At 65.7% G+C, this 23,163-nt stretch carries 19 protein-coding genes; 2 read left to right on the top strand and 17 right to left on the bottom strand.

The window, feature by feature from the left end:
- Positions 1-2: 2 nt before the first annotated feature.
- From LSQ66_RS17730 to rfbB, 10 genes are all read right to left on the bottom strand, one after another.
- Complete coding sequence (locus tag LSQ66_RS17730) at positions 3-1,796, bottom strand: CIA30 family protein (RefSeq protein ID WP_231766512.1); 1,794 nt, start codon at positions 1,794-1,796, stop codon at positions 3-5.
- 89 nt (positions 1,797-1,885) lie between these two features.
- Positions 1,886-3,163: a lipid IV(A) 3-deoxy-D-manno-octulosonic acid transferase gene (gene waaA, locus LSQ66_RS17735; protein ID WP_231766513.1), complete on the bottom strand. Its 1,278-nt coding sequence runs from the start codon at positions 3,161-3,163 to the stop codon at positions 1,886-1,888.
- Between the two features lie 2 nt (positions 3,164-3,165).
- Positions 3,166-4,134 (bottom strand): lipopolysaccharide heptosyltransferase I, encoded by a 969-nt coding sequence (gene waaC / locus LSQ66_RS17740; RefSeq protein WP_231766514.1) that lies wholly within the window; start codon positions 4,132-4,134, stop codon positions 3,166-3,168.
- 7 nt (positions 4,135-4,141) lie between these two features.
- On the bottom strand, positions 4,142-5,524 hold the full coding sequence (locus tag LSQ66_RS17745; RefSeq protein WP_231766515.1) for a phosphomannomutase/phosphoglucomutase: 1,383 nt from the start codon (positions 5,522-5,524) through the stop codon (positions 4,142-4,144).
- Between the two features lie 108 nt (positions 5,525-5,632).
- On the bottom strand, positions 5,633-5,938 hold the full coding sequence (locus LSQ66_RS17750) for an H-NS histone family protein (protein WP_231766516.1): 306 nt from the start codon (positions 5,936-5,938) through the stop codon (positions 5,633-5,635).
- Positions 5,939-6,003: 65 nt separating this feature from the next.
- Positions 6,004-7,098 carry a glycosyltransferase family 4 protein gene (locus tag LSQ66_RS17755; protein ID WP_231766517.1) on the bottom strand — a complete coding sequence of 365 codons (1,095 nt, stop codon included), beginning with the start codon at positions 7,096-7,098 and terminating at the stop codon, positions 6,004-6,006.
- Positions 7,099-7,212: 114 nt separating this feature from the next.
- Positions 7,213-8,070, bottom strand: a complete 858-nt coding sequence (gene rfbD / locus LSQ66_RS17760) for a dTDP-4-dehydrorhamnose reductase (RefSeq protein ID WP_231766518.1) — start codon at positions 8,068-8,070, stop codon at positions 7,213-7,215.
- A complete protein-coding gene (rfbC, locus tag LSQ66_RS17765; protein WP_231766519.1) occupies positions 8,067-8,612 on the bottom strand; it encodes a dTDP-4-dehydrorhamnose 3,5-epimerase in 546 nt (181 codons plus the stop codon). Before rfbC ends, rfbD begins: the two co-directional genes overlap by 4 nt.
- Positions 8,609-9,502: a glucose-1-phosphate thymidylyltransferase RfbA gene (gene rfbA, locus LSQ66_RS17770; RefSeq protein ID WP_231766520.1), complete on the bottom strand. Its 894-nt coding sequence runs from the start codon at positions 9,500-9,502 to the stop codon at positions 8,609-8,611. The genes rfbC and rfbA overlap by 4 nt, the downstream gene beginning before the upstream one ends.
- Positions 9,502-10,572: a dTDP-glucose 4,6-dehydratase gene (gene rfbB, locus LSQ66_RS17775; RefSeq protein WP_231766521.1), complete on the bottom strand. Its 1,071-nt coding sequence runs from the start codon at positions 10,570-10,572 to the stop codon at positions 9,502-9,504. The genes rfbA and rfbB overlap by 1 nt, the downstream gene beginning before the upstream one ends.
- Positions 10,573-10,673: 101 nt before the next feature.
- Between rfbB and LSQ66_RS17780 the strand changes: the two genes are divergently transcribed.
- The gene (locus LSQ66_RS17780) at positions 10,674-11,528 is read left to right on the top strand and encodes a symmetrical bis(5'-nucleosyl)-tetraphosphatase (RefSeq protein WP_231766522.1); all 855 of its coding nucleotides are present in this window, start codon (positions 10,674-10,676) and stop codon (positions 11,526-11,528) included.
- Between the two features lie 46 nt (positions 11,529-11,574).
- On the opposite strand, the gene LSQ66_RS17785 is transcribed toward LSQ66_RS17780, so the two are convergent.
- The 6 genes from LSQ66_RS17785 to LSQ66_RS17810 are packed head-to-tail and all read right to left on the bottom strand — an operon-like array spanning position 11,575 to position 16,110.
- On the bottom strand, positions 11,575-12,339 hold the full coding sequence (locus LSQ66_RS17785; protein ID WP_231766523.1) for a lysophospholipid acyltransferase family protein: 765 nt from the start codon (positions 12,337-12,339) through the stop codon (positions 11,575-11,577).
- Position 12,340: 1 nt separating this feature from the next.
- Complete coding sequence (locus LSQ66_RS17790) at positions 12,341-13,642, bottom strand: dihydroorotase (RefSeq protein WP_231766524.1); 1,302 nt, start codon at positions 13,640-13,642, stop codon at positions 12,341-12,343.
- Positions 13,639-14,604, bottom strand: coding sequence for an aspartate carbamoyltransferase catalytic subunit (locus LSQ66_RS17795; protein ID WP_231766525.1), 966 nt, complete (start codon positions 14,602-14,604; stop codon positions 13,639-13,641). Before LSQ66_RS17795 ends, LSQ66_RS17790 begins: the two co-directional genes overlap by 4 nt.
- Positions 14,597-15,118, bottom strand: coding sequence for a bifunctional pyr operon transcriptional regulator/uracil phosphoribosyltransferase PyrR (gene pyrR, locus LSQ66_RS17800; RefSeq protein WP_231766526.1), 522 nt, complete (start codon positions 15,116-15,118; stop codon positions 14,597-14,599). The genes LSQ66_RS17795 and pyrR overlap by 8 nt, the downstream gene beginning before the upstream one ends.
- Positions 15,105-15,503, bottom strand: a complete 399-nt coding sequence (ruvX, locus tag LSQ66_RS17805) for a Holliday junction resolvase RuvX (RefSeq protein ID WP_231766527.1) — start codon at positions 15,501-15,503, stop codon at positions 15,105-15,107. Before ruvX ends, pyrR begins: the two co-directional genes overlap by 14 nt.
- Positions 15,496-16,110 (bottom strand): YqgE/AlgH family protein, encoded by a 615-nt coding sequence (locus LSQ66_RS17810; RefSeq protein ID WP_231770142.1) that lies wholly within the window; start codon positions 16,108-16,110, stop codon positions 15,496-15,498. The genes ruvX and LSQ66_RS17810 overlap by 8 nt, the downstream gene beginning before the upstream one ends.
- A gap of 227 nt (positions 16,111-16,337) precedes the next feature.
- On the opposite strand from LSQ66_RS17810, the gene LSQ66_RS17815 reads away from it, so the two are divergent.
- A complete protein-coding gene (locus LSQ66_RS17815; protein ID WP_231766528.1) occupies positions 16,338-17,780 on the top strand; it encodes a cryptochrome/photolyase family protein in 1,443 nt (480 codons plus the stop codon).
- Here the strand turns inward: LSQ66_RS17815 and LSQ66_RS17820 are convergent.
- The gene (locus tag LSQ66_RS17820) at positions 17,767-23,157 is read right to left on the bottom strand and encodes a hybrid sensor histidine kinase/response regulator (RefSeq protein WP_231766529.1); all 5,391 of its coding nucleotides are present in this window, start codon (positions 23,155-23,157) and stop codon (positions 17,767-17,769) included. The two genes, LSQ66_RS17815 and LSQ66_RS17820, sit on opposite strands and share 14 nt — an antisense overlap.
- Between the last annotated feature and the right edge of the window lie 6 nt (positions 23,158-23,163).

Genomic DNA, 23,163 nt, shown 5'->3' on the forward strand with positions numbered 1-23,163 from the left:
CCTTATTGGTCGGTCAGCCGCACGTCGGCGATGCGGAAGCGGTACGCGCCCGGTTTAGGGCCTGCGTTGAACGCTATCATGGTGAGCGCCGCAGCGTCTACCCCCTTGAATGCGGAGAGCGGGAAACTCACCTCGCTCCATTCCTCGCCCGCCGTGAAGGGCAGGCTGACAGGGATTGTTCCTCCCTTGGACATCATGGCCACCGCATAGCGCTGGCCATCGCCGCGCACGCGGAAGCGCAGCACTGTCGCGGCACTGAGATCGGCGGCCTGCATCGGCCCGGAGCCGGGAGCGAAGACAATGCCTGCCCAGGGGTAGGCGAAGCCCTGCTGAACGCTGGCCCGGACCTCGGCGGCCGGTGTTCCGTCGTCATCCGCATAGGCCAGTTCCACGGCCGATTTGCCGCCCATGAAGCTGTCCGTGGACGGCTGCCAGCCCATGCCGAAGGGACTTCCCAGCTTTCCCGCGCTGAACAGGCCGATACGTCCATCCGCGGGCAGGACGACCTGCGCGCCCTGCCGCACGGCCGCCTCCCCGGCCACTTTCGCCATCTGCGCCTTGCGCAGCGGCGAAACGGGCTCGCCGTCCTTCCACACCTCCACGATGCGGCGCGTCGCGCGTATATCGCTTGCCGGGTCGCCCTCCACCAGCAGCAGGTCGGCCTTGTAGCCTTTCGCGACACGGCCCCGCATGCCGAGGCGGAAAACTTCGGCTGGCGTACTGGTGGCCGCCGCCAGCACCTCGATGGGGCTCATGCCGGACTGGGTGAGCGAGAGCAGTTCGTGGTGCATGCTGGCGCCATACTGGGTTCCGACATTCCCTGCGTCGGTACCGGCCAGAAGTTTCACGCCCGCGCCGCGCAGCGCCTTCACCACGGCGCGCGGCGCCGCCAGCTTTCCGGGCTGGTGCGAGGTGCCGTGGCTGCCCTTCAGGGGCTGCACCTGCTCCTTCAGTAGGAGCGAAGTCATGCTGCTGTCGTCCAGCACATCCTGCTCCTGGACGCCTGCGATGCTCTCCATCACGCTGAAGGTGGGAATGACAAAGGCCTTGCGGCTGCGCGCAAGCTTCGCGAAGGCCGCCAGATCCTCCTTGCCGATCGACTCGCCCACGAAGAGGTGCACCAGGCCGTCCGCGCCCGCCTCCAGCGCGGCGCGCGCGTTCGCCAGCGTGGCGATATGGACGACCGCCAGCTTGCCGCACTTGTGCGCAGCGTCCACCAGCGCCTTCACGGTAGGCAGGTCCAGGCTCGCAACGGGATGGCTTTCGCTGCCGCTCTCCAGCACGATCTTGATGAAGTGGGACCCTTCCGCGATACGCGCATCAACCCAGGCCTGCGCCTCGTCCGGACGGGTCAGGGTCGGGATGGGAATGCCGTACTCGGTGCCATGGCCTTGCGGTGCCGTAGCGAGCGTGCCCGCCGAAAACAGGTCTGCGCGGTCGCGGTTCTCTCCACGCGCCATCCGTGCGCTCATATCCTGCATGATGGGCACTGCGGTGAACATGTCCACCTGCGTGGTCACGCCGAACAGCAGCGGCAGGTCCAGGTAGCGGTAGGCATGCACGTGCGAGTCGATCAGCCCGGGCAGGAGCGTGCGCCCCTTGCCATCGACCACCGTGGCGGGACCTGCCGCCCCCTTGTAGTCCGCGTCGGCGATCCTGCCGTCTTCGATCAGCACATTCCTGTGCTCATGCATCCGCTGGCCGTCGAAAACGCGGACATCGCGGATCAGCGTTGAAGCCGCAAACGCGGGCAAGGCCGCAGCCAGCGCGGCTGCGGTGAGCAGTGGTTTCAGCATGGTCTTCTCCCTGAGGTTGATGAGAGAAGTATGGGATGTGCGGACTGCCCCAGCCAGAGCAAAATGCCATCAATCCGGCATGACAAATGTCAGAGGCCGGGAGGCAGCAGCGCGAGGGTGCGGGCGGTGGCGCCGCGGTGCTGGTTGGCGAAGCTTAGTGCATTCCGCCCCATCGCTTCGCGTGCAGCGCTGTCCTGTAGCAGGGCCGCGGCGGTGCGCATCAATTCGTCCGCATCGGCCACGCGGCGCGCGCCGCCGGCTGCGAGCGCATCTTCGGTCGCCTGTGCAAAGTTGAAGGTGTGCTGCCCCACCAGCACCGGCTTGCCCAGCGCCGCCGGTTCGATCAGGTTCTGCCCGCCCAGGGGCTGAAGGCTGCCGCCGATGAAGGCGATATCGCAGGCGGAGTAGTAAGCAAACATTTCGCCCATCGAGTCGCCGAGCAGCACCCGCGTTGCCCCCTCCACCACAGCGCCGGGCTCGCGCAGTGCCGAGCGGCGCTGAACGGCGAAGCCACGTTCGTGCACCATGGCTTCCACCGCATCGAAGCGCTGCGGGTGGCGCGGCACCAGGAGCAGCAGTGTGCCTTCGGGGAGCGCGGCGCGGGCGAAGGCATCGAGAATCAATTCCTCCTCGCCTTCGCGTGTGCTGGCACACAGCAGCACGGGGCGCTGGCCGATCTGCTGGCGCAGCTGGGCGCCCAGCGCCAGCGCGGCAGGAGGCACCACGACGTCGAACTTGATGCTGCCCGTGACGTCGACCTTCGGCGCGCCAAGGCTGCGGATGCGCTCTGCATCGGCTTCGGTCTGTGCCGCCACATGTCCGATGCCCTGCGCCGCTTCCCGCATGATGCCGCCGAAACGCTGTGCTTTGCGCAGCGAGCGTTCGCTGAGCCGCGCATTCGCCAGCATGACAGGCACCTTGCGGCGGCCGCATTCGGCGATGAGATTCGGCCAGACCTCCGTTTCCATCAGAATGCAGATGCGCGGTTCGAAGTGGCGGACGAAGCGGCCCACCAGCGATGGCATGTCATAAGGCAGATAGGACTGCACAAGGCGCGCGCCGTGCTTGCCGAACAGGGACTTGCCCGTAGCGCGGCCGGTCGGCGTCATGTGCGTGAGCACAATGCGGCTCAGCGGATACTGCTTGAGCAGGGCGTCGACCAGGGGCTCCGCAGCGCGCGTTTCGCCGACGGAGACGGCATGCACCCAGATGGTATGCGGCTCGTCGTTCGCGGCGCGGCGGCCGTAGATGCCGAGGCGTTCGTTCCAGTGCTGGCGGTAGCCCGGCTCCTGCCGTCCGCGCAGCCACAGGCGCAGCAGCACCAGGGGCAGGGACAGCCACCACACCAGGGTATAGAGGCGGAGCATGGTCAGGCGAGCAGGGTTCGGGCGGCGGCCAGCACTTCGGCCACCGGCGGCGGCGAACCGGCGTCGCCCAGGTTGATGATTTTTGGCGACCAGTTGCCTTCCGTTTTCCAGCGCGGCGAATCGCAGTAGATTTCAACCACAGGCCGCGTGAAGGCGGCCGCGATATGCGTCAGGCCTGTATCCACGCCAACCGCCAGCCCCGCGTGGCGCGCCAGCAGCACGGCATCGGCCATGGAGAGCTTCGGCAGCACGCGCGCATTGGGCAGCGCGGCGGCCAAAGTTTCGGCCTCCTGCTTCTCTTTCTCCGAGCCCCAGGGCAGCAGGATGGTCATGGGCGCAAGCGCCTTGCCCAACTCGATCCAGTTGGCGGGCGCCCATTTCTTCGTGTCGCGCGCCGTGCCGTGGAAGAAGACTACGTAAGGCTCGGCAGGCATCCATTCGGGACGCGGATCCGATGGCGAGACATCTGGCAGGCCGAAGTCCGCCGGGGTATCGACCGTGTAGCCCAGCACCGCGCCCACCACGAGGCGGCCGCGCGCCACGGCATGCGTGCGCGGATCGAGCGGAATGCTTTTCGTGTGGAAGATGCGCGAAATGCCTTCGTAGCCAGAGCCTTCGCTGCCGTTGGCCAGGCCCACCTTGAAGCGGCCGCGCGCGGCGCCCATGATGATGCCGGTCTTGAGCAGGCCCTGGGTGTCGAAGACGTAGTCGTATTCCTGCTGGCGCAGGCTGCGGAAAAAGGCGCCGATCTCGGCGCGGGTGGCCTTGTCGCCAAGGCTCTTGCGCCAGCGCCGCAGCGCGAAGGGAATGATGTTGCGCACTTGGCTGTTCAGGCGCACCAGGCTCACATAGCCCTCCTCCACCACCCAGTCGATGTTCGCATGGGGGAAGTGGCGCCTGATGTCCGCCACAATGGGCATGTTGTGCAGCACGTCCCCCAGCGAGGAGACGCGCACCAGCAGGATATTCATGCGCTGCTTAGAAAGGCAGCTCGGCGTCCGGCTTGGCAGCCAGGATCACCTGCTTGAACTGGCCCTGGATGCGTTCCAGCGCGGCCGGGGTCTCGGCTTCGAAACGCAGCACGATCACCGGCGTGGTGTTCGAGGAGCGCGCCAGGCCGAAACCGTCCGGATACTCCACGCGCAGGCCGTCGATGGTGATGATCTGTTCATTGCCGGGGAACTTCGCATCGCTGCGCAGCTTGTCCATCAGAGCGAAGTTCTCGCCTTCCTTCAGGTGCAGGTGCAGCTCGGGCGTGCTGTCCGACTGCGGCAGGGAATTGAGCAGGGCGGAGGGATCTTTCTCGCGCGTGAGAATCTCCAGCATGCGCGCCCCGGCGTACAGGCCATCGTCGAAGCCGTACCAGCGGTCCTTGAAGAAGATATGGCCGCTCATCTCGCCGCCCAGCGGAGCGCCGGTTTCCTTCAGCTTGGCCTTCACCAGCGAGTGGCCGGTCTTGTACATGAGGGGCTTGCCGCCCGCCTTGGTGATATAGGGCGCGAGGTGGCGGGTGCACTTCACGTCGTAGAGAATCTGCTCGCCGGGATGGCGGCTCAGCACATCGGCCGCGAACAGCATCATCTGGCGGTCCGGGTAGATGATCTGGCCGTCCTTGGTGACGATGCCCAGGCGGTCGCCGTCGCCGTCGAAGGCCAGGCCGATTTCGGCGTCGGTCTCCTGCAGGCAGCGGATCAGATCCTGCAGGTTTTCGGGATGCGCGGGGTCCGGGTGGTGGTTGGGGAAGTTGCCATCCACTTCGCAGAACAGTTCAATCACTTCGCAGCCCATGCCGCGATACAGGTCGCCCGCGAAGGCGCCCGCCACGCCGTTGCCGCAATCGACGGCGATCTTGATGGGGCGCGCGATCTTCACATCGCCGATGATGCGCTCCAGGTAGGCGGCACGGATATCGTGGGTGCGGTAGCTGCCCGGCTTTTCGGCCAGCTTGTCCGCGTTGTCGAGAATGCTCTGGTACAGGCCCGTGATGGCTTCACCATGGATCGCCTCGCCCGCCAGCACCATCTTGAAGCCGTTGTAATCGGGGGGGTTATGGCTGCCGGTCACCATGATGCCGGACTTCGTTTCCAGCACATTGGTGCCGAAGTAGACCATGGGGGTGGCCACCACGCCCAGGTCGATCACGTTCACGCCCGCCGACTGCAGGCCCTCGGCCAGCGCCTTCGCCAGCTCGGGTCCGGACAGGCGGCCGTCGCGGCCGATGACCACCGCCCCCTCTCCCCTGGCCAGCGCCGCCAGCCCGAAAGCGTGGCCGATCTGGCGGGCTACTCCCGCGTCCAGCGTTTTGCCGATGATGCCGCGGATGTCATAAGCTTTGAAAATCGATTTGGAGAGGGAAACCATAAGGAATAGGAAGAGGCGAAGCCGCAGGCTTGCGAGGTTGGAAACAAGCAGTATGGTAAGTGCGATGCTGGCGGCAGGCAAGTGCTGCCGCCAGGCGGGCGGAGGGTGTTAAATGCGCAGGTCGTCCATCGATTTGCCGGAATCGAGCCATTCCCGCACCCATTTGGGCTGGCGGCCGCGTCCGGTCCACTGCTGGGATGGATCCTTCGGATTATGGTAGCGCGGCGCCACCGTGCCGCCTTTATTGCGGCCGTTGGCAACCAGGTCTTTCAGCGGAAGGCCCACGCTTTGTGCGATGGCGAAAATCTGCTCGCGCGCCTTTTGCAGGTCCTGCGATTCACGTTTTTTCAATTCGCGCTTGATCTGCTCCTGCAGATTGCGCAAATCGGAAGCCGACATATTCGACAGATCCATTTGTCATATCCCTTTAAGTTAATAAAGTGTCTCTTGCTGGCGCAATATACACCATTATCGGGATATCAGTTTTTCCGGTGACGTATCATCCAGCGCGGCGCCTTGAACCGCACTATCCGGACATAAAGCCAGACATAACTGCTGATAAACAGAAGCAGGAAACAGATCAGGACCCAGGTATGGCGCCAGAATACCGTGGCTGGAATCACGGCCATCAGGGAAAACATCCAGAGATAGGGCGAGGTGAGGGAGTTGCGGCGCATGAGCGCGCGCGCATCCTTGCGGCCCACGGCCCACTGCACCACGCGGCGGAAGATGAGGCTGTGCAGGTGGATACCGTCCGGCATGGCCGGAGATTTTCCGCGAATAAACATTCGTCGATACACGGAAAATAAAGTTTCAAAAGTAGGATAAATTAACAGCAAGGCCGCATACCACGTAGAAACTTCCGGATTACGCATTACCAGCAGCAGGGCCAGTTCGCCCAGCATAAAGCCGATAAAGTAAGCGCCGCCGTCGCCCAGGAATATCAGGCCGGCGGGATAATTCCAGATCAGGAAACCCGCGGTCGCGCCCGCCACCATGAGGGCGGCCACCAGCACGAACATATCGCTGACCTGCAAGGCGACATAACCCAGGGACAGCAGCATGCAGATAGTAACCACGCTGGCCAGTCCATTGAATCCATCGATAATATTAATGGCGTTGGCAATGCCCGCCACGGCCAATACCGTCAATGGCAGGGTCAGCCAGATATAAGGCAGGGACCAGACCATATTGATCCAGTCCAGGCGGTCGATGCGTGCATCGAGCAGGAAATAGCCCAGCAGGGCCGCGATCATGGTCAGGATCAGGCGGCGCGCGGCGCTCACCCGGCCGGTATAGTCCTCCACGATGCCGCCCACGAAGGCGCAGCTGGCGCAGGAAAGGAGGGACAGCATCCAGGTCGTCATGGCAGGCACCCGCCAGATGGAGATGCAGGCGCTGAGCGACACGGCGAGGAAAATGGAGAGCCCGCCAATACGGGCCACGGAATGGGCGTGGACTTTCTGGACGCCGTGAAAATCCGCATCCAGCGCGGGCCCGTGCAATCTCGCCTCCTTGATGACCAGCAGGGTCAGCAGGGCGGAAGCGACAAAGCTTACTAGAAAAGAAAACATCGGTTTTTATGGGGTTGGGGCCTGAGCGCTAACCGGCGATTGTACCGGATTAATGCTGAGTAAAAGAATAATCGCTCAGGGCGCGGCATTCTAGCAAACGCCGCGCTTTCCCACTCAGTTCATGCAGAGGCGCAGGGCCTCCTCCCACGAAGGAAGGGAGCAGAAACGGTCCAGCAGGCGCTGGGACGACATGACGGAGTAATGCGGACGGCGGGCAGGAACCGGATATTCCGCCGAGGTGATGGGCACCAGCCTGCACTCGATGCCGGCCTGCTCCAGGATGGCGCGGGTGAAATCGAACCAGGTGGTCTGGCCCTGGCTGCTCAGGTGGTAGATGCCGCCGTTCTCGCGCCACCAGCCCTCCCCGCCCTGCGCCGCCTGCGCCAGCACCAGGGCCGTGGTGTCGGCGATGGTGCGGCTCCAGGTGGGGGCGCCGTGCTGGTCGGCGACGATGCGCAGCTCCTCGCGCTCCTTCGCCAGGCGCAGCATGGTGAGCAGGAAGTTCTTGCCGCGCATGCCATACACCCAGCTGGTGCGGAAAATGAGGTGGCGGACGCCGGAAGCGGCGATGGCCTGCTCGCCCGCCAGCTTGCTGGCGCCATAGACGTTGATGGGCGCGGTGGCATCGTCCTCGCTGCGGGGAGCGGGATCGTCGCCGGGGAAGACGTAGTCGGTGGAGTAGTGCACCAGGGCCGCGCCCAGGGCTTTCGCCTCCTCCGCCATCACCCGCGGGGCCTCGGCATTGATGCGGTGCGCCAGTCCGGGCTCGCTTTCGGCCTTGTCCACCGCCGTGTAGGCGGCAGGGTTGACGATGAGGCCCGGACGTTCGGCGCGGATCACGGCGCGCACCTGGTCCAGGTCGGAAAGGTCCATGCGGCTGCGGTCCACCGCCACCACCTGGCCCAGGCCCTGCAGGCTGCGTTCCAGCTCATAGCCTACCTGGCCGGTGCAGCCGGTCAGCAGGATCTTCATTCGAACACTTCCGCAGCGGCGAGCAGCAGGCCCTTCTGGTCCTTGCCGGACAGGAGAGGCTCGCCGTCCAGCGGCCATTCGATGCCCAGCGCGGGGTCGTTCCACAGGATGGCGCGCTCATGCTCGGGGGCGTAGTAGTCCGTGGTCTTGTACAGGAATTCGGCGTGTTCGCTGGTAACGAGGAAGCCATGGGCAAAGCCGGGCGGGATCCAGAGCTGGCGCTTGTTCTCGGCGGACAGTTCGAGGCCGTACCACTGGCCGAAGGTCGACGAGCTCTTGCGCAAGTCGACGGCCACGTCGAACACGCTGCCCGCAGTGACGCGCACCAGCTTGCCCTGGGCCTGCTGGATCTGGTAGTGCAGGCCGCGCAGCACCTTGCGCGCCGAGCGGGAGTGGTTATCCTGCACGAACTCCGCGCGAACTCCCGTCAATTCACGGAAACGGCGCTCGTTATAGCTTTCGAAGAAGAAGCCCCGGTCATCGCCGAAGACCGTGGGTTCAATCACCAGCAGACCGTCGATCGCGGTCGGAATCACTTTCATCGGGGGATTACCTTGTCTTCCAAAATCTGCAGCAGATACTGGCCGTAGCCGTTTTTCTTCAGGGGCTCCGCCAGCCGCGCCAGCTGGGCCGCATCGATGTAGCCCTTGCGGAAAGCGATCTCCTCGGGGCAGGCCACCTTCAGGCCTTGGCGGCGCTCGATGGTGGCGATGAACTGGGAGGCGTCCAGCAGGGATTCGTGAGTGCCGGTATCGAGCCAGGCCATGCCGCGGCCCATGAGCTCCACCTTCAGCTGCTTCGCTTCCAGGTAGGCCTTGTTCACGTCCGTAATCTCCAGCTCGCCCCGTGCGGACGGCTTGATGCTGGCGGCGATATCGCAGACCTGGTTGTCGTAGAAATACAGGCCGGTGACCGCGTAGTTGGACTTGGGCTGCTTCGGCTTTTCCTCGATGCTCACCGCCTGGCGGTCGGCATTGAATTCCACCACGCCATAGCGCTCCGGGTCGTGCACATGGTAGGCGAAGACCGTGGCCCCTTCCGTGCGGCGGGCCGCGTTGTTCAGGAGCGCGTCCAGGTCGTTGCCGTAGTAGATGTTGTCGCCCAGGATCAGGGCGGAGGGGGAATTGCCCACGAACTCGCGGCCGATCAGGAAGGCCTGGGCCAGCCCGTCCGGCGAAGGCTGCACGGCATAGCTCAGTTTCAGGCCCCATTGGCTGCCATCGCCCAGCAACTCCTTGAAACGTGGCGTGTCCTGGGGCGTGGAGATGATGAGGATCTCGCGCATGCCCGCCAGCATCAGCGTGGTGAGCGGGTGGTAGATCATGGGCTTGTCGTAGATCGGCAGCAGCTGCTTGGACACGCTCATGGTGACCGGATACAGGCGGGTGCCGGAGCCCCCGGCGAGGATAATGCCTTTGCGGTTCGAGTTCATCAGGCGACTTCCCGGTTGAAGTAATTGGTTTCCATCCACTTGGCATAGGCGCCGGACTGCACGTCGCGCACCCAGTCCTGGTTATCCAGATACCAGCGCACGGTCTTGCGGATGCCGGTCTGGAAGGTCTCGGCCGGTTTCCAGCCCAGCTCGCGTTCCAGCTTGCGTGCATCGATGGCGTAGCGGCGGTCGTGCCCCGGGCGGTCCTTCACATAGGTGATCTGGCTGCGGTAGCTGCTGCCGTCGGCCTTGGGCTTGAGCGAGTCCAGGATGTCGCACAGCACATGCACCACATCCAGGTTGGCCATCTCGTTCCAGCCTCCCACATTATAGGTCTCGCCCAGGCGGCCGTCCTGCAGCACGCGGCGGATGGCGGCGCAGTGGTCGCTCACATACAGCCAGTCGCGGATCTGCTGGCCGTCACCGTAGATGGGCAGGGGCTTGCCCGCCTGGGCGTTGGCGATCATCAGCGGAATCAGCTTTTCCGGGAAGTGGTAGGGGCCGTAGTTGTTGGAGCAGTTGGTGGTCAGCGTGGGGAAGCCGTAGGTATGGTGGTAGGAGCGCACCAGGTGGTCGGAAGCCGCCTTGGACGCCGAATACGGGCTGTTCGGCGCATAGGGCGTGGTCTCGCTGAAGGGAGGATCCTCCGGGCCGAGAGTGCCGTAGACTTCGTCGGTGGACACGTGCAGGAAGCGGAAGTCCGCCTTCTCCGCCTCGGGCAGGCCGCTCCAGTAAGCGCGGGCCGCTTCGAGCAGGCTGAAGGTGCCGTTGATATTGGTGTTGATGAACTCGCCGGGACCGTGGATGGAGCGGTCCACATGGCTTTCCGCCGCGAAGTGGACGATGGCGCGCGGCTTGTGTTCCTTGAGCAGGCTTTCCACCTGTTCGCGGTCGCAGATATCGCCGCGCACGAAGATATGGCGCGCATCGCCCTTGAGCGAGGCCAGGTTGTTCAGGTTGCCTGCGTAGGTCAGCTTATCGAAGTTGAGAACAGGCTCGTCCGACTGCTGGAGCCAGTCGAGGACGAAGTTAGAGCCGATAAAACCAGCACCGCCAGTCACGAAAATCATTTAGTATCCCAGTCCAGCAAGTTGATGAAGTTGTAACCGCGATTGTATGTGAAAGCGCCGCCGTCCCGCTGAAAAAATGCAATCGTGCTTCAGGGAACAATATGCCTACCTATGTGATTGGCGACCTCCAGGGTTGTCATGGAGAAACCGTTTCATTAGTTGAGCGCATCCTGGCGCGCGAGGCAGAACGTGGCGGCGAGCCCCCTTCCATCCTCTTCTGCGGCGACCTGATCAATCGCGGGCCCGACTCCCTCTCCACCCTGCGCTACGTGCAGGCCCTGGCGCAAGGCAGCGCCGGGCGCATCGATGCCGTGCTGGGCAACCACGACCTGCATCTGCTGGCGGTGGCCAACGGGATCCGTCCCGAATCGGGTTCCGACACGCTCGACACCATCCTGCGCGCGCCCGACCGCGAAGCCCTGCTGCACTGGCTGCGGCACCGCCCCATGGCCATTCTGCGCGCCGGCCACCTGCTGGTGCACGGCGGCGTGCTGCCCCAGTGGACGGCGGCCCAGACCATGGCCCTGGCGGGCGAAGTCGAGGCGGCGCTGCGCAGCGAACACTGGACCGGCTTTCTCGCCGAAATGTACGGCAACCAGCCCGACCGCTGGGACGACGACTTGCGGGGTGCGGCGCGGCTGCGCTGCATCGTCAATGCGCTGACCCGCATGCGCTTCTGCACGGCGGAAGGCGTCATGGACTTCAAGATGAAGGAAAGCGCGCATGCCGACCCGGCCACGGGGCTGATGCCCTGGTTCGAAGTGCCCGGCCGCCGCACGGCGGACGTGACGGTGGTCTTCGGCCACTGGTCGGCTCTAGGCCTGCAGGTCAAGCCCGGCATTATCGCCCTGGACAGCGGCTGCGTCTGGGGCGGCCAGCTCTCGGCCGTCTGCCTGGACGACCACAGCCTCCTCCAAATCCCCTGCACCCAATACCGCCAAGCAAAAATTTCTTAAAGGGGACAGACCCCTTTAAGAAATTTCTTAAAGGGGTCTGTCCCCTTTAAGAAATATCGGCGTTGTCGGGTGGGTCGCTTTCAGGGATGCGCAGGGCGGTGCGGATGGTTTTTTCGGCGGCGGCGGCGAGGTCGCGGCGGTGCGAGCCGGCGCTCTGGATCGCGGGAAGGATGGTCACGCGCGCGCGGATCGGGCCGCCCTTGAGGATGGCCATCATGCTTTGCACGAAGGTCATGTCGCCGATGAAGTCGACCGAGGGGTGCGGCTTCAGGCGGTCGTCGACGTAGGTGATCGCGTAGGGCTGCACCCGCGCTTTCGAATCGATGGCGGCTTCGAAGAGGTTGGCGTGGAAGGGCAGCAGCGTGCCTTGCGGGGCCGTGGTCCCTTCGGGGAAGAAGGCTACGCGCTGACCTGACTTGAGCGTGTCCACCAGGCCCTTGAAGATGTGCCGCAGGTCGCGCCGGTTGCCGCGCGCGATGAAGACGGTGCCCGCCTTCTCCACCAGCCAGCCCGCCAGCGGCCAGGAGCGGATTTCGGCCTTGGCCACGAAACGGCATGGGTACAGCGCGTTGATGACGAAGATGTCCAGCCAGGATACGTGATTCGCCACCACCAGCGCGCATTGGCGCGGCGCAGCGCTGCCCGCCGTGATCTGCACGCTGACATCGCAGATGGCGAGCAGGTGCCGCGACCAGCGCCGGATGTGGATGTCCCGCGCTTCCGCCCCGATGAAGGGGAAGACCAGCGCGCAGACGGCCATGCCGCGGAACAGGTGCGCGATCACGCGCACCAGGCGTATTGCTACAGCCATGTCAGCGCGCGTTCCTTTCGAAGGCCACGCGGCCTGCAACGATGGTGGCCATCACCTGCCCCGGCATTTCGTAGCCGAGGAAGGGCGTGTGCTTGCCCTGGCTGGCCAGCGCCGACGCCTTCACTTCCCAGCGCGCAGCCGGGTCGAACAGCACCACGTCCGCAGCCTTGCCGACGCCCAGCGTGCCCGCGTCCAGGCCCGCCACGCGGGCCGCTTCGCAGGTGACGCGCGCCAGCGCGCGGGACAGGGCGCCTGCGCCCTGCTGCGCGGCGGCATAGTCGTCCGCCCATTTCACGGCCAGCGAGAGCAGCAGTTCGAGGCCTGTGGCGCCGGGCGACGCTTCGCCGAAGGGCAGCAGTTTCTCGTCGTCGTCCACCGGGGTGTGGTCGGAGCACAGGGCATCGACCGTGCCGTCCAGCAGGCCGGCGCGGATGGCCTCGCGGTCGCGCTGAGTGCGGAAGGGGGGCGTCACGCGCGCATTGGAATCGAAGAAGTTGATGTCGGTGTCCGTCAGGTGCACATGGTGGGCGCCAACGTCGCAGCTGACCGGCAGGCCCTCGGCCTTGGCAGCACGCACCAGTTCCAGGCCCGCCGCGGAGGAGATGCGGCAGAGGTGGACGCGCGCGCCGCTGGCGCGCATCAGTTCGAAGATCGTGTGCAGGGCGATGGTCTCGGCCATCACCGGCACGCCGGACAGGCCGAGACGCGAGGCCAGGGGGCCGCTGTGCGCCACGCCGCCACGCCCGATGTAGGCGTCCTGGGGACGCAGCCACACGGTATAGCCGAAGGTCTTCGCGTACTGCATGGCGCGCAGCAGCACCGTGGTATCCGTCACCGGTTCTTCGGCTTGCGAGAAACCGACGCAGCCTGCTTCCGTGAGCTCGGCCATCTCGGTCAGCGCCACGCCTTTCAGGCCGATGGTAAGCGCGCCCAATGGATGCACATTGGCCTGGTTGCGGCCTTTGGCGCGGTGCTTGAGCATTTCGACCAGGCCCGGCTCGTCGAGCACCGGGTCGGTGTCCGGCGGGCAGACCAGGCTCGTGACGCCGCCCTGCATGGCGGCCTGCATTTCCGATTCCAGCGTGGCTTTGTATTCGTAGCCCGGTTCGCGCAGGCGGGCCGAAAGGTCCACCAGTCCCGGCGCCACCACGAGACCTTGCGCGTCGATGGTGCGGTCGGCCACGAAGCCTGCGGGCGCCGCGCCCACGGCGGCGACCTTGCCGTCCGCGATGTAGAGGTCCTGCTGGCCGTCGATCTGGTTGGCCGGATCGATCAGTCGGCCATTCTTGATATGAAGTTTCATCCCTGGTTTCCTGCCAAAATGCTCATCACCGCCATGCGGACCGCAATGCCGAAGGTCACCTGCGGCAGGATCACGGCCTGCGGCCCGTCCGCCACCGCCGAATCGATTTCCACGCCGCGGTTCATGGGACCGGGGTGCATGACGATGGCGTCCGGCTTGGCCAGCGCCAGGCGTTCCGGCGTGAGGCCGTAGCTCTTGAAGTATTCCTGCGCCGATGGCAGCAGCGCGCCGCTCATGCGCTCGTTCTGCAGGCGCAGCATGATGATCACGTCCACGCCTTTCAGGCCTTCGTCCATGTTGGTGAAGGTGCGCACGCCCAATTGATCGAGGCCGCCCGGCAGCAGCGTGTGCGGGCCGATGGCGCGGATCTCGGGAACGCCCAGCGTGGTGAGCGCGTGGATGTCCGAGCGCGCGACGCGGCTGTGCAGGATGTCGCCGACGATCGCCACCGTCAGGTTGGTGAAGTCCTTCTTGTAGTGGCGGATGGTGTACATGTCCAGCAGGCCCTGCGTGGGGTGGGCGTGACGGCCGTCGCCCGCGTTCACCACGTGCACGTGGTTCTGCTTCGTGTCGTGCAGGTGCTTGGCGATCAGGTAGGGCGCGCCGGACTGCGAGTGGCGCACCACGAACATGTCCGCGTGCATGGCGGAGAGATTGTCGATGGTGTCCAGCAGCGACTCGCCCTTGGTGGTCGAGGAAGCCTGGATATTCAGGTTGATGACGTCCGCCGACAGGCGCTTCGAGGCGATCTCGAAGGTGGTGCGGGTGCGCGTGGAGTTCTCGAAGAACAGGTTGAACACGCTCTTCCCGCGCATCAGCGGCACTTTCTTCACTTCGCGGTCGGACACGCTCACGAAGGAGGAGGCGGTGTCGAGAATCTGGTTGACGATGGCCTTGGGCAGGCCTTCCGTCGTCAGCAGATGCTGCAGCTCGCCGTGTTTGTTCAGTTGCGGATTAAGCATGGTCTTGTTCGATGGTCAGAGTGAATTGTCCCGCGCTGTCCTGCTTCAGGCGCAGCGCCTGGCCCGGCTCCACCTGCGTGGTGGCGGCCACGAAGTCGGCGGCCACCGGCAGCTGGCGTCCGCCACGGTCCACCAGCGCGGCGAGCAGGATGCGCGCCGGGCGGCCATAGTCGAACAGCTCGTTGATCGCGGCGCGCGTGGTGCGGCCGGTATAGAGCACATCGTCCACCAGCAGGATGGTGGCGCCGCTCACGTCGAAATTGATGGAGGTGGGCTTCACCTCGGCAGGCAGGCCTTTCTTCGCATAGTCGTCGCGGTAGAAGGACACATCGAGCACGCCGAAACGCGCCCCCAGGCCCAGATCGCGCGCCAGGCGCTCGGCGATCCACGCGCCGCCGGAATGGATGCCGACGATGGCCGGTTCGCTGGCGCCCGCCAGGCCGGTCTTGACCTGTTCGAGCAGGCTGGCGTAGAGCCGTTCTGCATCGAGGCCGGAAGGATTATTGAGGGACATATTCGTCAAAGTATTGTTGCAGGATGATGGAGGCGGCCCGGTCGTCGATCACTTCGCCCCGTTTGGCCTGGATAACGGCCGAGGAGTAGCGTTCATCGACCAGCACCACCGGAATATTGAAGCGCCCGTGCAGCTGGTTGGCGAAGCGGCGGCAGCGCGCCGTCATTTCGTGTTCGGCGCCGTCAGGGTGCAGGGGCAGGCCGACCACGAAGCGGGTCGGGCCCCATTTCTCGATCAGGGCCCGGATATCGGCAAAGCGCGCATCGTTGCCGACCGATGTAATAACGGCCAGCGGTGCTGCCTGGCCGATCATTGTGTTCCCCATTGCGACTCCGATACGCTTGAGGCCGAAGTCGAAGCCGAATACCGTTTCAGGACTATGCATGGCCCGCTTCGGAGGTGAGCATCAGCGGGTCGATGCCCAGCAGCTTCATGGCGGCGACATAGCGTTCTTCGATCGGCATGTCGAACAGGATGCGCGGGTCGGCAGTGACAGTGAGCCAGCCGTTGCGGCTGATTTCGTCCTCCAGCTGTCCTGGGCTCCAGCCCGAGTAGCCGATGGACACCAGCATGCGCTCCGGGCCATTGCCCTTGGCCACCGCTTCCAGCACGTCGATGGAGGTGGTGAAGGCCACGTCGTTGGTCACGGTGAGCGAGGAGGAGTAGCGCGCGCCGGGGGTATGCAGCACGAAGCCGCGGTCGTCCTGCACCGGGCCGCCGAACATGATGGGCGCCGATTCCAGATAGCGGCCGCCCTGCGCCTCCACTTCGAGGTCGATGCGCTCGAAGAGCACGTCCATGGTCATGTCGGTGGGCTTGTTGATGACCACGCCCAGCACGCCGTTCTCGTTGTGCTCGCACACATAGACGACGGTGCCGCCGAAGACGGGGTCCTGCATGGAAGGCATGGCGATGAGGAAGTGGTTGGCCAGGTTCAGCGCAGGCGAAATGGACGCTTCGGCGCTCTGCAAGGGATCGCCGCTTTCTTGCATCATGCCGGGCACAGCTAGAGGTTTGCTGACTTTGCTTTTCTTCATACGCGGTGCTCTCTGCTGGCAATCTCTTGATATTTCTTCACTATTCCAGCGGAATCTTGTGGAATATGCCGACAGTTTACTATGAATTGCCGTTTCAGCCACCCGCGCGGGCCAGCAAGACAGCCTTTCGGCATGATTCTCGGCAATAATAGCTGCTCTTTTTTTTGTCCTGGACATTTCACATGAGTACTGGTCTCGTCTGGTTCCGCCGCGACCTGCGCAGCTTCGATCACGCCGCCCTGCACCACGCGCTCCGGTCCTGCGGCCGCGTTTACTGTGTTTTCGTTTTCGATACGGCGATCCTCGCCGCCCTGCCCCGCGTCGACCGCCGGGTTGAGTTCATCCATGCCAGCGTGGCCGAGCTGGCGCGGGAGCTGGAAGTCCTGGGCGGCCACCTCATCGTACGCCATGCCGAGGCAGCCACCGCCATCCCGGCCCTGGCGGAGGAGCTGGGCGCCGATACCGTGTTTGCCAACGGCGACTACGAACCGCGGGCGATTGCGCGCGACGAGGCCGTGGCACAGGCGCTCGCCGCGAAAGGCCGCGCGCTGCGCCTGTTCAAGGACCAGGTGATCTTCGAGAAGTCCGAAGTGTTGTCCCTATCCCGCACGCCCTTTTCCGTATTCACGCCATACAAGAGGGCGTGGCTGAAGAAGCTCGAATGGGATCCATCGGTGCTCGCGCCCTGGCGGATCGAGCCTTTCGCGTCCCGGCTGGCGCCCGGCCGCAGCGGCCTGCCTTCGCTAGAGGCGCTCGGCTTCGAACGCAGCGGCCTGCGGGAGCTCGGCATCCAGACGGGCATGAGCGGCGGAGCGGGGCTGCTCGAAGCATTCCTGCCCCATCTCGCCGACTATGGCGTGGCGCGGGACTTCCCGGCCCGGCGCGGCACCTCGGGCCTCTCGGTGCACCTGCGCTTCGGCACTGTGTCCATCCGCCACCTGGTGCGGACGGCGGCGGAACTGTCGGCACGCGGCCAGTCGGGCGCCGGGGGCGAGGTATGGCTCTCGGAACTCGTGTGGCGCGAGTTCTACCAGATGATCCTCTTCCATCATCCCCATGCCGCAGGCGCCTCTTTCCGGCCCGCCTATGACCGCATCGAATGGGAAAGCGGGCCGGAGGCGGATGAGACCTTTGCCGCGTGGTGCGAAGGGCGTACCGGCTATCCGCTGGTGGATGCCGCCATGCTGCAGCTGAACCGCACGGGCTTCATGCACAACCGGCTGCGCATGGTCACGGCGAGCTTCCTGGTGAAGGACCTGGGCATCAGCTGGCAGCGCGGCGAAGCGTATTTTGCACTGCGGCTGAACGACTTCGATCTCGCCGCAAATAACGGAGGCTGGCAATGGGCCGCATCGTCCGGCTGCGACGCCCAGCCCTGGTTCCGCATCTTCAACCCTGTCACCCAGTCGCAGAAGTTCGATGGCGCGGGTGAATTCATCCGGGCCTGGCTACCGCAGCTGCGCGGGCTGCAGGACAAGGAGATCCACGCGCCCTGGCTCCTGCCGCAGGAGCTGCTGGCGCAGCGCGGCGTCGTGCTGGGCCGGGACTATCCCCTGCCCATCGTGCAACACGAGGAGGCGCGCCGCCGCACGCTGGAACGCTACGCCGTCGTCAAGGCTGCTTAGGCAGCAGGCCCGCAATGGCGCCCAGCAGAATCGGCTCCTGGAAGGGCTTGCCGAAATAGGCGTTCACGCCGAGCTGCATGGCATAGTTGCGGTGCTTGTCCGCGCTGCGCGAGGTAATCATGATGATGGGGATGTCCTTCGTGGCCTCGCCGCCGCGAATGTGGCGGGTGAGGTCGAAACCGTCCATGCGCGGCATTTCGATATCCACCAGCATGAGGTCCGGCTTGCGGTCCTGGATCTGTTCCAGTGCATCCACACCATCCTTCGCCAGCATGACGGCATAGCCCTCGCGTTCCAGCAGGCGCTGGGTGACCTTGCGCACGGTGACCGAATCGTCCACCACCATGATCAGGCCCTCCGCCTGCACCGGCGGCAGCGCCGAAGGCGCGGCGCGGCCGGGCTGCTGGGCCAGCGCCACGGGGTTCAGTATCAGCACGATCTCGCCGGAGCCGAGCACCGTGGCCCCCGCAATGCCGGGCACGCGCGCCAGCTGCGGGCCGATATTCTTGATCACCACTTCGCGGTTGCCGAGAATCTCGTCCACGTGCAGGGCCTGGCGGTCCGCGCCGCTGCGCAGCAGGAGCACGGGCGTCGAGCGCTGCGCCAATGGGCGCGCGGCGCTGTCGCCCAGAAGGGCTGGCAGGTAGTGCAGCGCTGCGCTCTGGCCCTGCATGGTGAGCATACCGGACGCCGACGCCTCGGCCAGCGCGCCCTCCTTCATCTGCAACACCTGCTCCACCAGCACGGCGGGAATGGCGTAGGTCTTCCCTCCCGCAGCCAGCAGCACCACCTGCGTGACGGCGAGGGTGAGCGGCAGATGGATGGTGAAGCGCGTACCCTTCCCGCGTTCGGTCCAGATTTCCACCCGGCCGCCCAGCGCCGACGCTTCAGCACGCACGATATCCATGCCCACGCCGCGTCCCGCCAATTCGGTCAGCGTGTCCGCCGTGGAGAAGCCGGGCTCGAAGATCAACTGCGCAGTGTCGGCATCGCCCAGTTCCGCATCGCCGCTCAGGCCACGCTCGCGGGCGCGGGCGCGAATGCGGTCCAGGTCCAGGCCTGCACCATCGTCGCTGAACTCCAGGATCACTTCATTGCCTTGCTGGCTTACCTCCACCAGCAGTTCCCCGGTCTCCTGCTTGCCGTGGGCGCTGCGCTCTTCGCGCGATTCGATACCGTGCACGATGGCGTTGCGCAGAAGGTGTTCGAAGGGCGCGGACATGCGCTCCAGCACACCGCGGTCCATCTCCACGGCGCCGCCCCGGATATCGAGGTTGACCCGCTTGTCCATTTCCTTCGCGCCCTGGCGGGCGATGCGGAAGAGGCGCTCTGCGATGCTGGCAAAGGGCACCATGCGCACGCGCATCAGGTCGCGCTGGAGCTCGCGCGTCATGCGGGCCTGCTGGGCGAGATCGTCGCTCGCGCTGTCCACAGAGCGGATCAGGCCTTCGTGGAAGGCGGCGACGTCGTTGACGCTTTCCGCCATCATGCGGGTCAGTTCCTGCAGGCGGGTGAAGCGATCGAACTCCAGCGGATCGAACTCGCGTTCGCCCGCGATGGAGAGGCGCGATGCAATCTGGGTTTCGGCCTGCATTTCCACTTCGCGCAGGTGGCGGCGCAGGCGGGCCAGGTTGTCCTGGAAGTCCGCCAGCGAGGTGCGCAGCACGCCCACCTCGTTTTCCAGGCGCGAACGGGTGATGGCCACTTCACCTGCCTGGTTGACAAGGCGGTCCAGCAGGTCGGCACGGACGCGGACCAGAGGCTGCCGCGCGGCGGCATCGGCGGCCTCGCCTGCCTCGGCCTCCGGCTGTTCTTCGGCCTGCGGCGCTTCGACTGGCGATGGATTCTGCAGCTGTTCGAACAGCAGCAGGGCATGGTCGTAATGGGCCATGAGCTCGTCGAAGGCCTGCTGCGGCACGCTGCCCGCGTGGACCATGTTCTCGACGTGCGTTTCGATTTCGTGCGCGTGCTGGCCCAGGCGCATCGCCCCGGCCATGCGCGCGCTGCCTTTCACCGTGTGCAGGATGCGCTGCAGGGTGTGGGCGTGGGCCGTGTCGGCCGGGGCGTTGTGCCAGGCGCGCAGGGTTTCGCCCACCTGCGGCAGCAGGTCGGCGCCCTCTTCCAGGAACACGGGCAGCAGGTCGGGGTCGATATCGTCCCCGATGGCGGAGGGCGCAGTTTCCGACAGGGTTGCTTCGGCGGCGGGCAGCGCGAGCAGCTCGATCTCCGGATCGGGCTCGGCGGCGACCAGTTCGGGCGCGGCAGCGTAATCGGGTTCAGGGGCCGATGGCGGCTCAAGGCCGAGCGCTTCGAGCGGGCCGGGCGGAGGCTCCGGCGCTGCCGGAACCGCGACCGGCGGTATGGCGACCGGCTGCTGTGGCAGCGGCGGAGGGGCGACCTGCGTCAGCGGCGGCTCGGCGAAGGCGTCATCGAAGGCTGCGTTGAACAGGTCGTCGATATGCTCGTCCTGCTTCGCCAGCTGCGGCGTGGGACGAAGCTCGCTGCCCCGCTCCGGCAGGGGAGGCGGATTGGCGATCAGCGCATGGTAGGTGTCCGTGAACAGGGCGTCCAGGCGCGCCGCGAGATCGTCTTCCGTGACGGGCGCAGGTGCGCTCGCCGCGTCGGCGAACATGCTGTCCAGCCGCGCATTCAGCTCGCCTTGCGCGCGCGGCGCGGCCACTTCCTCACGCATCGCATCCAGTGCGGCAATGAGCTCGGGCTGCTCATCCGGCATTTCGCCCGCCCGGAAGCTTTCCAGCATCTGGCGGATGCGGGCGACCGCGAAATCCAGCAGATCGTGCTGCGCCGGGTCCAGCTGCGGTGCGGGCGCCGACAGGGCCTGCATGCTCGTTTCAAGCGCGTGGGCGAGCTCGCGCAATGCCTTGAAACCAACCGTGCCCGAAATGCCGGTCAGCGTGTGCACGGCATGCAGTGCTTCCGTGTTGACGGGCCGCTGCGCGGCCTGGCGCCATTCGGCGAAATCTTCCGCCAGCAGGCGCACCAGGCCGTCCGCCTCCGACACATAGATGTTGTAGAGCGGGAGCGGTATCGCGAGGCGGCCGACAAATTTGACGTTGTCGCCTGTGGCTTCCGGTTCCTCCGGCTCGGCCACCGCGATATCCGGCGTCGCTTCCGCTTCCAGGTCCTCCACCGGCTCGGCCGGCAATTCGAAGCCATAGCCCGCCTGCACCTGCGACGCAGCCTGCATGACGGGAGCGGCCTGGCGCGGCGACATGCCATGGGCGACGATCTCGCCGACCCACACATCCAGCTCTGCGCGCGCCCAGTCGAGCAGCGCCAGCAGGTGTTCATCCGCCGCGCGTTCGTCGGCAAGGCGCACATTCAGCACTCTTTCGATGGCGGCTGCCGCGTCGGCGAATTCCGTGAGCCCCACCATGCGCCCGCTACCCTTCAGCGTGTGGAAGGAGCGGCGCAGCACGGTCAGTCCATCCACCGTCTGCAGCTCAGGGCGCGCCGGGCCAAGCTTCTCGCCAATCAGTCCCAGGACTTCCTGCGCTTCGGCGATGAACACTTCGAGCAGCTCGGCGTCCGCCGCCTCGTCCGCCACTGTCTCAGCGGCAGCTGGCGATAGCGGCGGCGGCGCGGGCACTTTCTCGTCCAGCACCGGAATCGATTCGGGACCAGCGATCTTACGGAACGGCACCGCACGGAAGCTGCCTTGCGCCTCGTCGAATACGAAGCGCTCGCGCGCTCCTGCGGCGTTCTGGGCCAGCATGTCCACGAAAAAGCCCATGGCTCCGACGTTCTGCGCAATCTCGTCCAGCTGTCTGGCGTTGTCGCCGCTGTCCTGCGCCAGGGTCGCAACGGCGCTGCGCACGTGCGCTGCCGCACGCATGGCGTCGTCCTGGTCCAGCACCGAGAGCGCGCCTTCCAGCTGGTGCAGCACAGGGTCGAGGCCGGTGAGCTCGGAACGGCGCGACGCATCGGAGTAAAACTCGTCCAGCACCTTCTCCACCTGGCGCAGCGCGGCCCGCATTTCGGCGGCGAGCGCCGCCACCGTGTCGTCCTGCTGCAGCTGCTGGGCCAGCGCCTCCTGCCACTGCGCGGGCGCAGGCGGCGTGTCGCCCGCCAGAAGGGCCTGGAGGCGCGCGCCGATGGTATCGGCATAGGCGGTAAAACCGTCCGGCAGGCGTCGAATCTGCGCCAGCGCATGCTCCGCAAACAGAAGCGCGCCCGCCATTTCCAGCCCCAGTTCCTCGCTTCGCCCTACAGCCAGCGCGCCATCGGCTACGCTGGACAGCTGGCGCATCAGCGCTGCCAGCGGCGCGAGACCCAGCTTGCCCGCCTCTCCGGCCAGTTGCGACAGGGCGGCAGTGAACTCGCTGTGTACTTGCGGATCGGGGTCGGCCTGCTCGATGCGGTGCCAGGCCGCCTTGGCCTGTGCCAGCGCATTCCCGGCGCGGGCCAGCGCCTGCTCGTCCAGCTGGCCGTAGCGGCGTTCATCGTAGTTCTGCGGCACCATGCCGTCCAGGGCATAGGCGCTGCGCAGTTGTAGCGCCAGGGGGCTGAGCTGCGATTCGTCCGCCGCTGCGACAAAGAACAGCGCGTCGCGCAGCATCGCTTCCGGGAGTTGCGGCGCGGCTTGCGACAGAAGGCGGATCTGCATATTGATCATGCCGAACAGCTGCTTTACATACAGGCTGTTGGGCAACTGGCCCGACGCCACCAGTTCCGCGAAGGCCTGCATGGTGCGCCAGAAGACGCGCAGGCGGCGGTCGGCCTGCGTGTCCGCCACCGCCGCCACGGCATCGCGCAGGGCGGCGGCCGATGCCGCCTGTGCAGCGGCGTCGGCCGCTTTCAGGAAAGGCAGGAGCGCGCGTTCGAAACGCTGGCGCAGCGCAGCGAAGTCCGGCACACCGGCGTCCGGCGTTGCAGGCAGCTCGGGCCATTGCGAGAAATCGGGGAAGAACAGGTCCGCCGGATGCACGCGCTCCGCGCCCAGCATGCGCTGCATGTCGCGGAAATAGGGGAAGAGGCGCACCGGCTGGAAGGGCGCACCGTCCACCAGTTCCTGCAGGTATTCCGCGAGCGCCTGATAGAGGTTGGCCACCACCTGCACATTGTCCGCATTCACCTTCAGGCTGCCGTCCTTGAAGCGGTCCAGCGCCTGCTCGGCCAGGCCGGTGACCAGCACCACGCCGTCCACGTCCACCATCTGCAGCGCGCCATGCGCCTGGTGCAGGTGGGATTTCGCATGCTGCAGCGCCGTGGCCTGGTCTTCGGGATCGCGGCCGCCCGCCTCGAACAGCGCCGTCTTCGAACGCGCCAGCGCCTCGCGGATTTCGCCCATGACCCATGAAAGCGGGCCCGGATCGAAAGGCGGCGTGGACGAAGTCGGCAGATCAGCTTTGTTCATTGGGGC

This window comes from Massilia endophytica (assembly GCF_021165955.1).
In the GTDB taxonomy this organism is placed as follows: domain Bacteria; phylum Pseudomonadota; class Gammaproteobacteria; order Burkholderiales; family Burkholderiaceae_D; genus Rugamonas; species Rugamonas endophytica.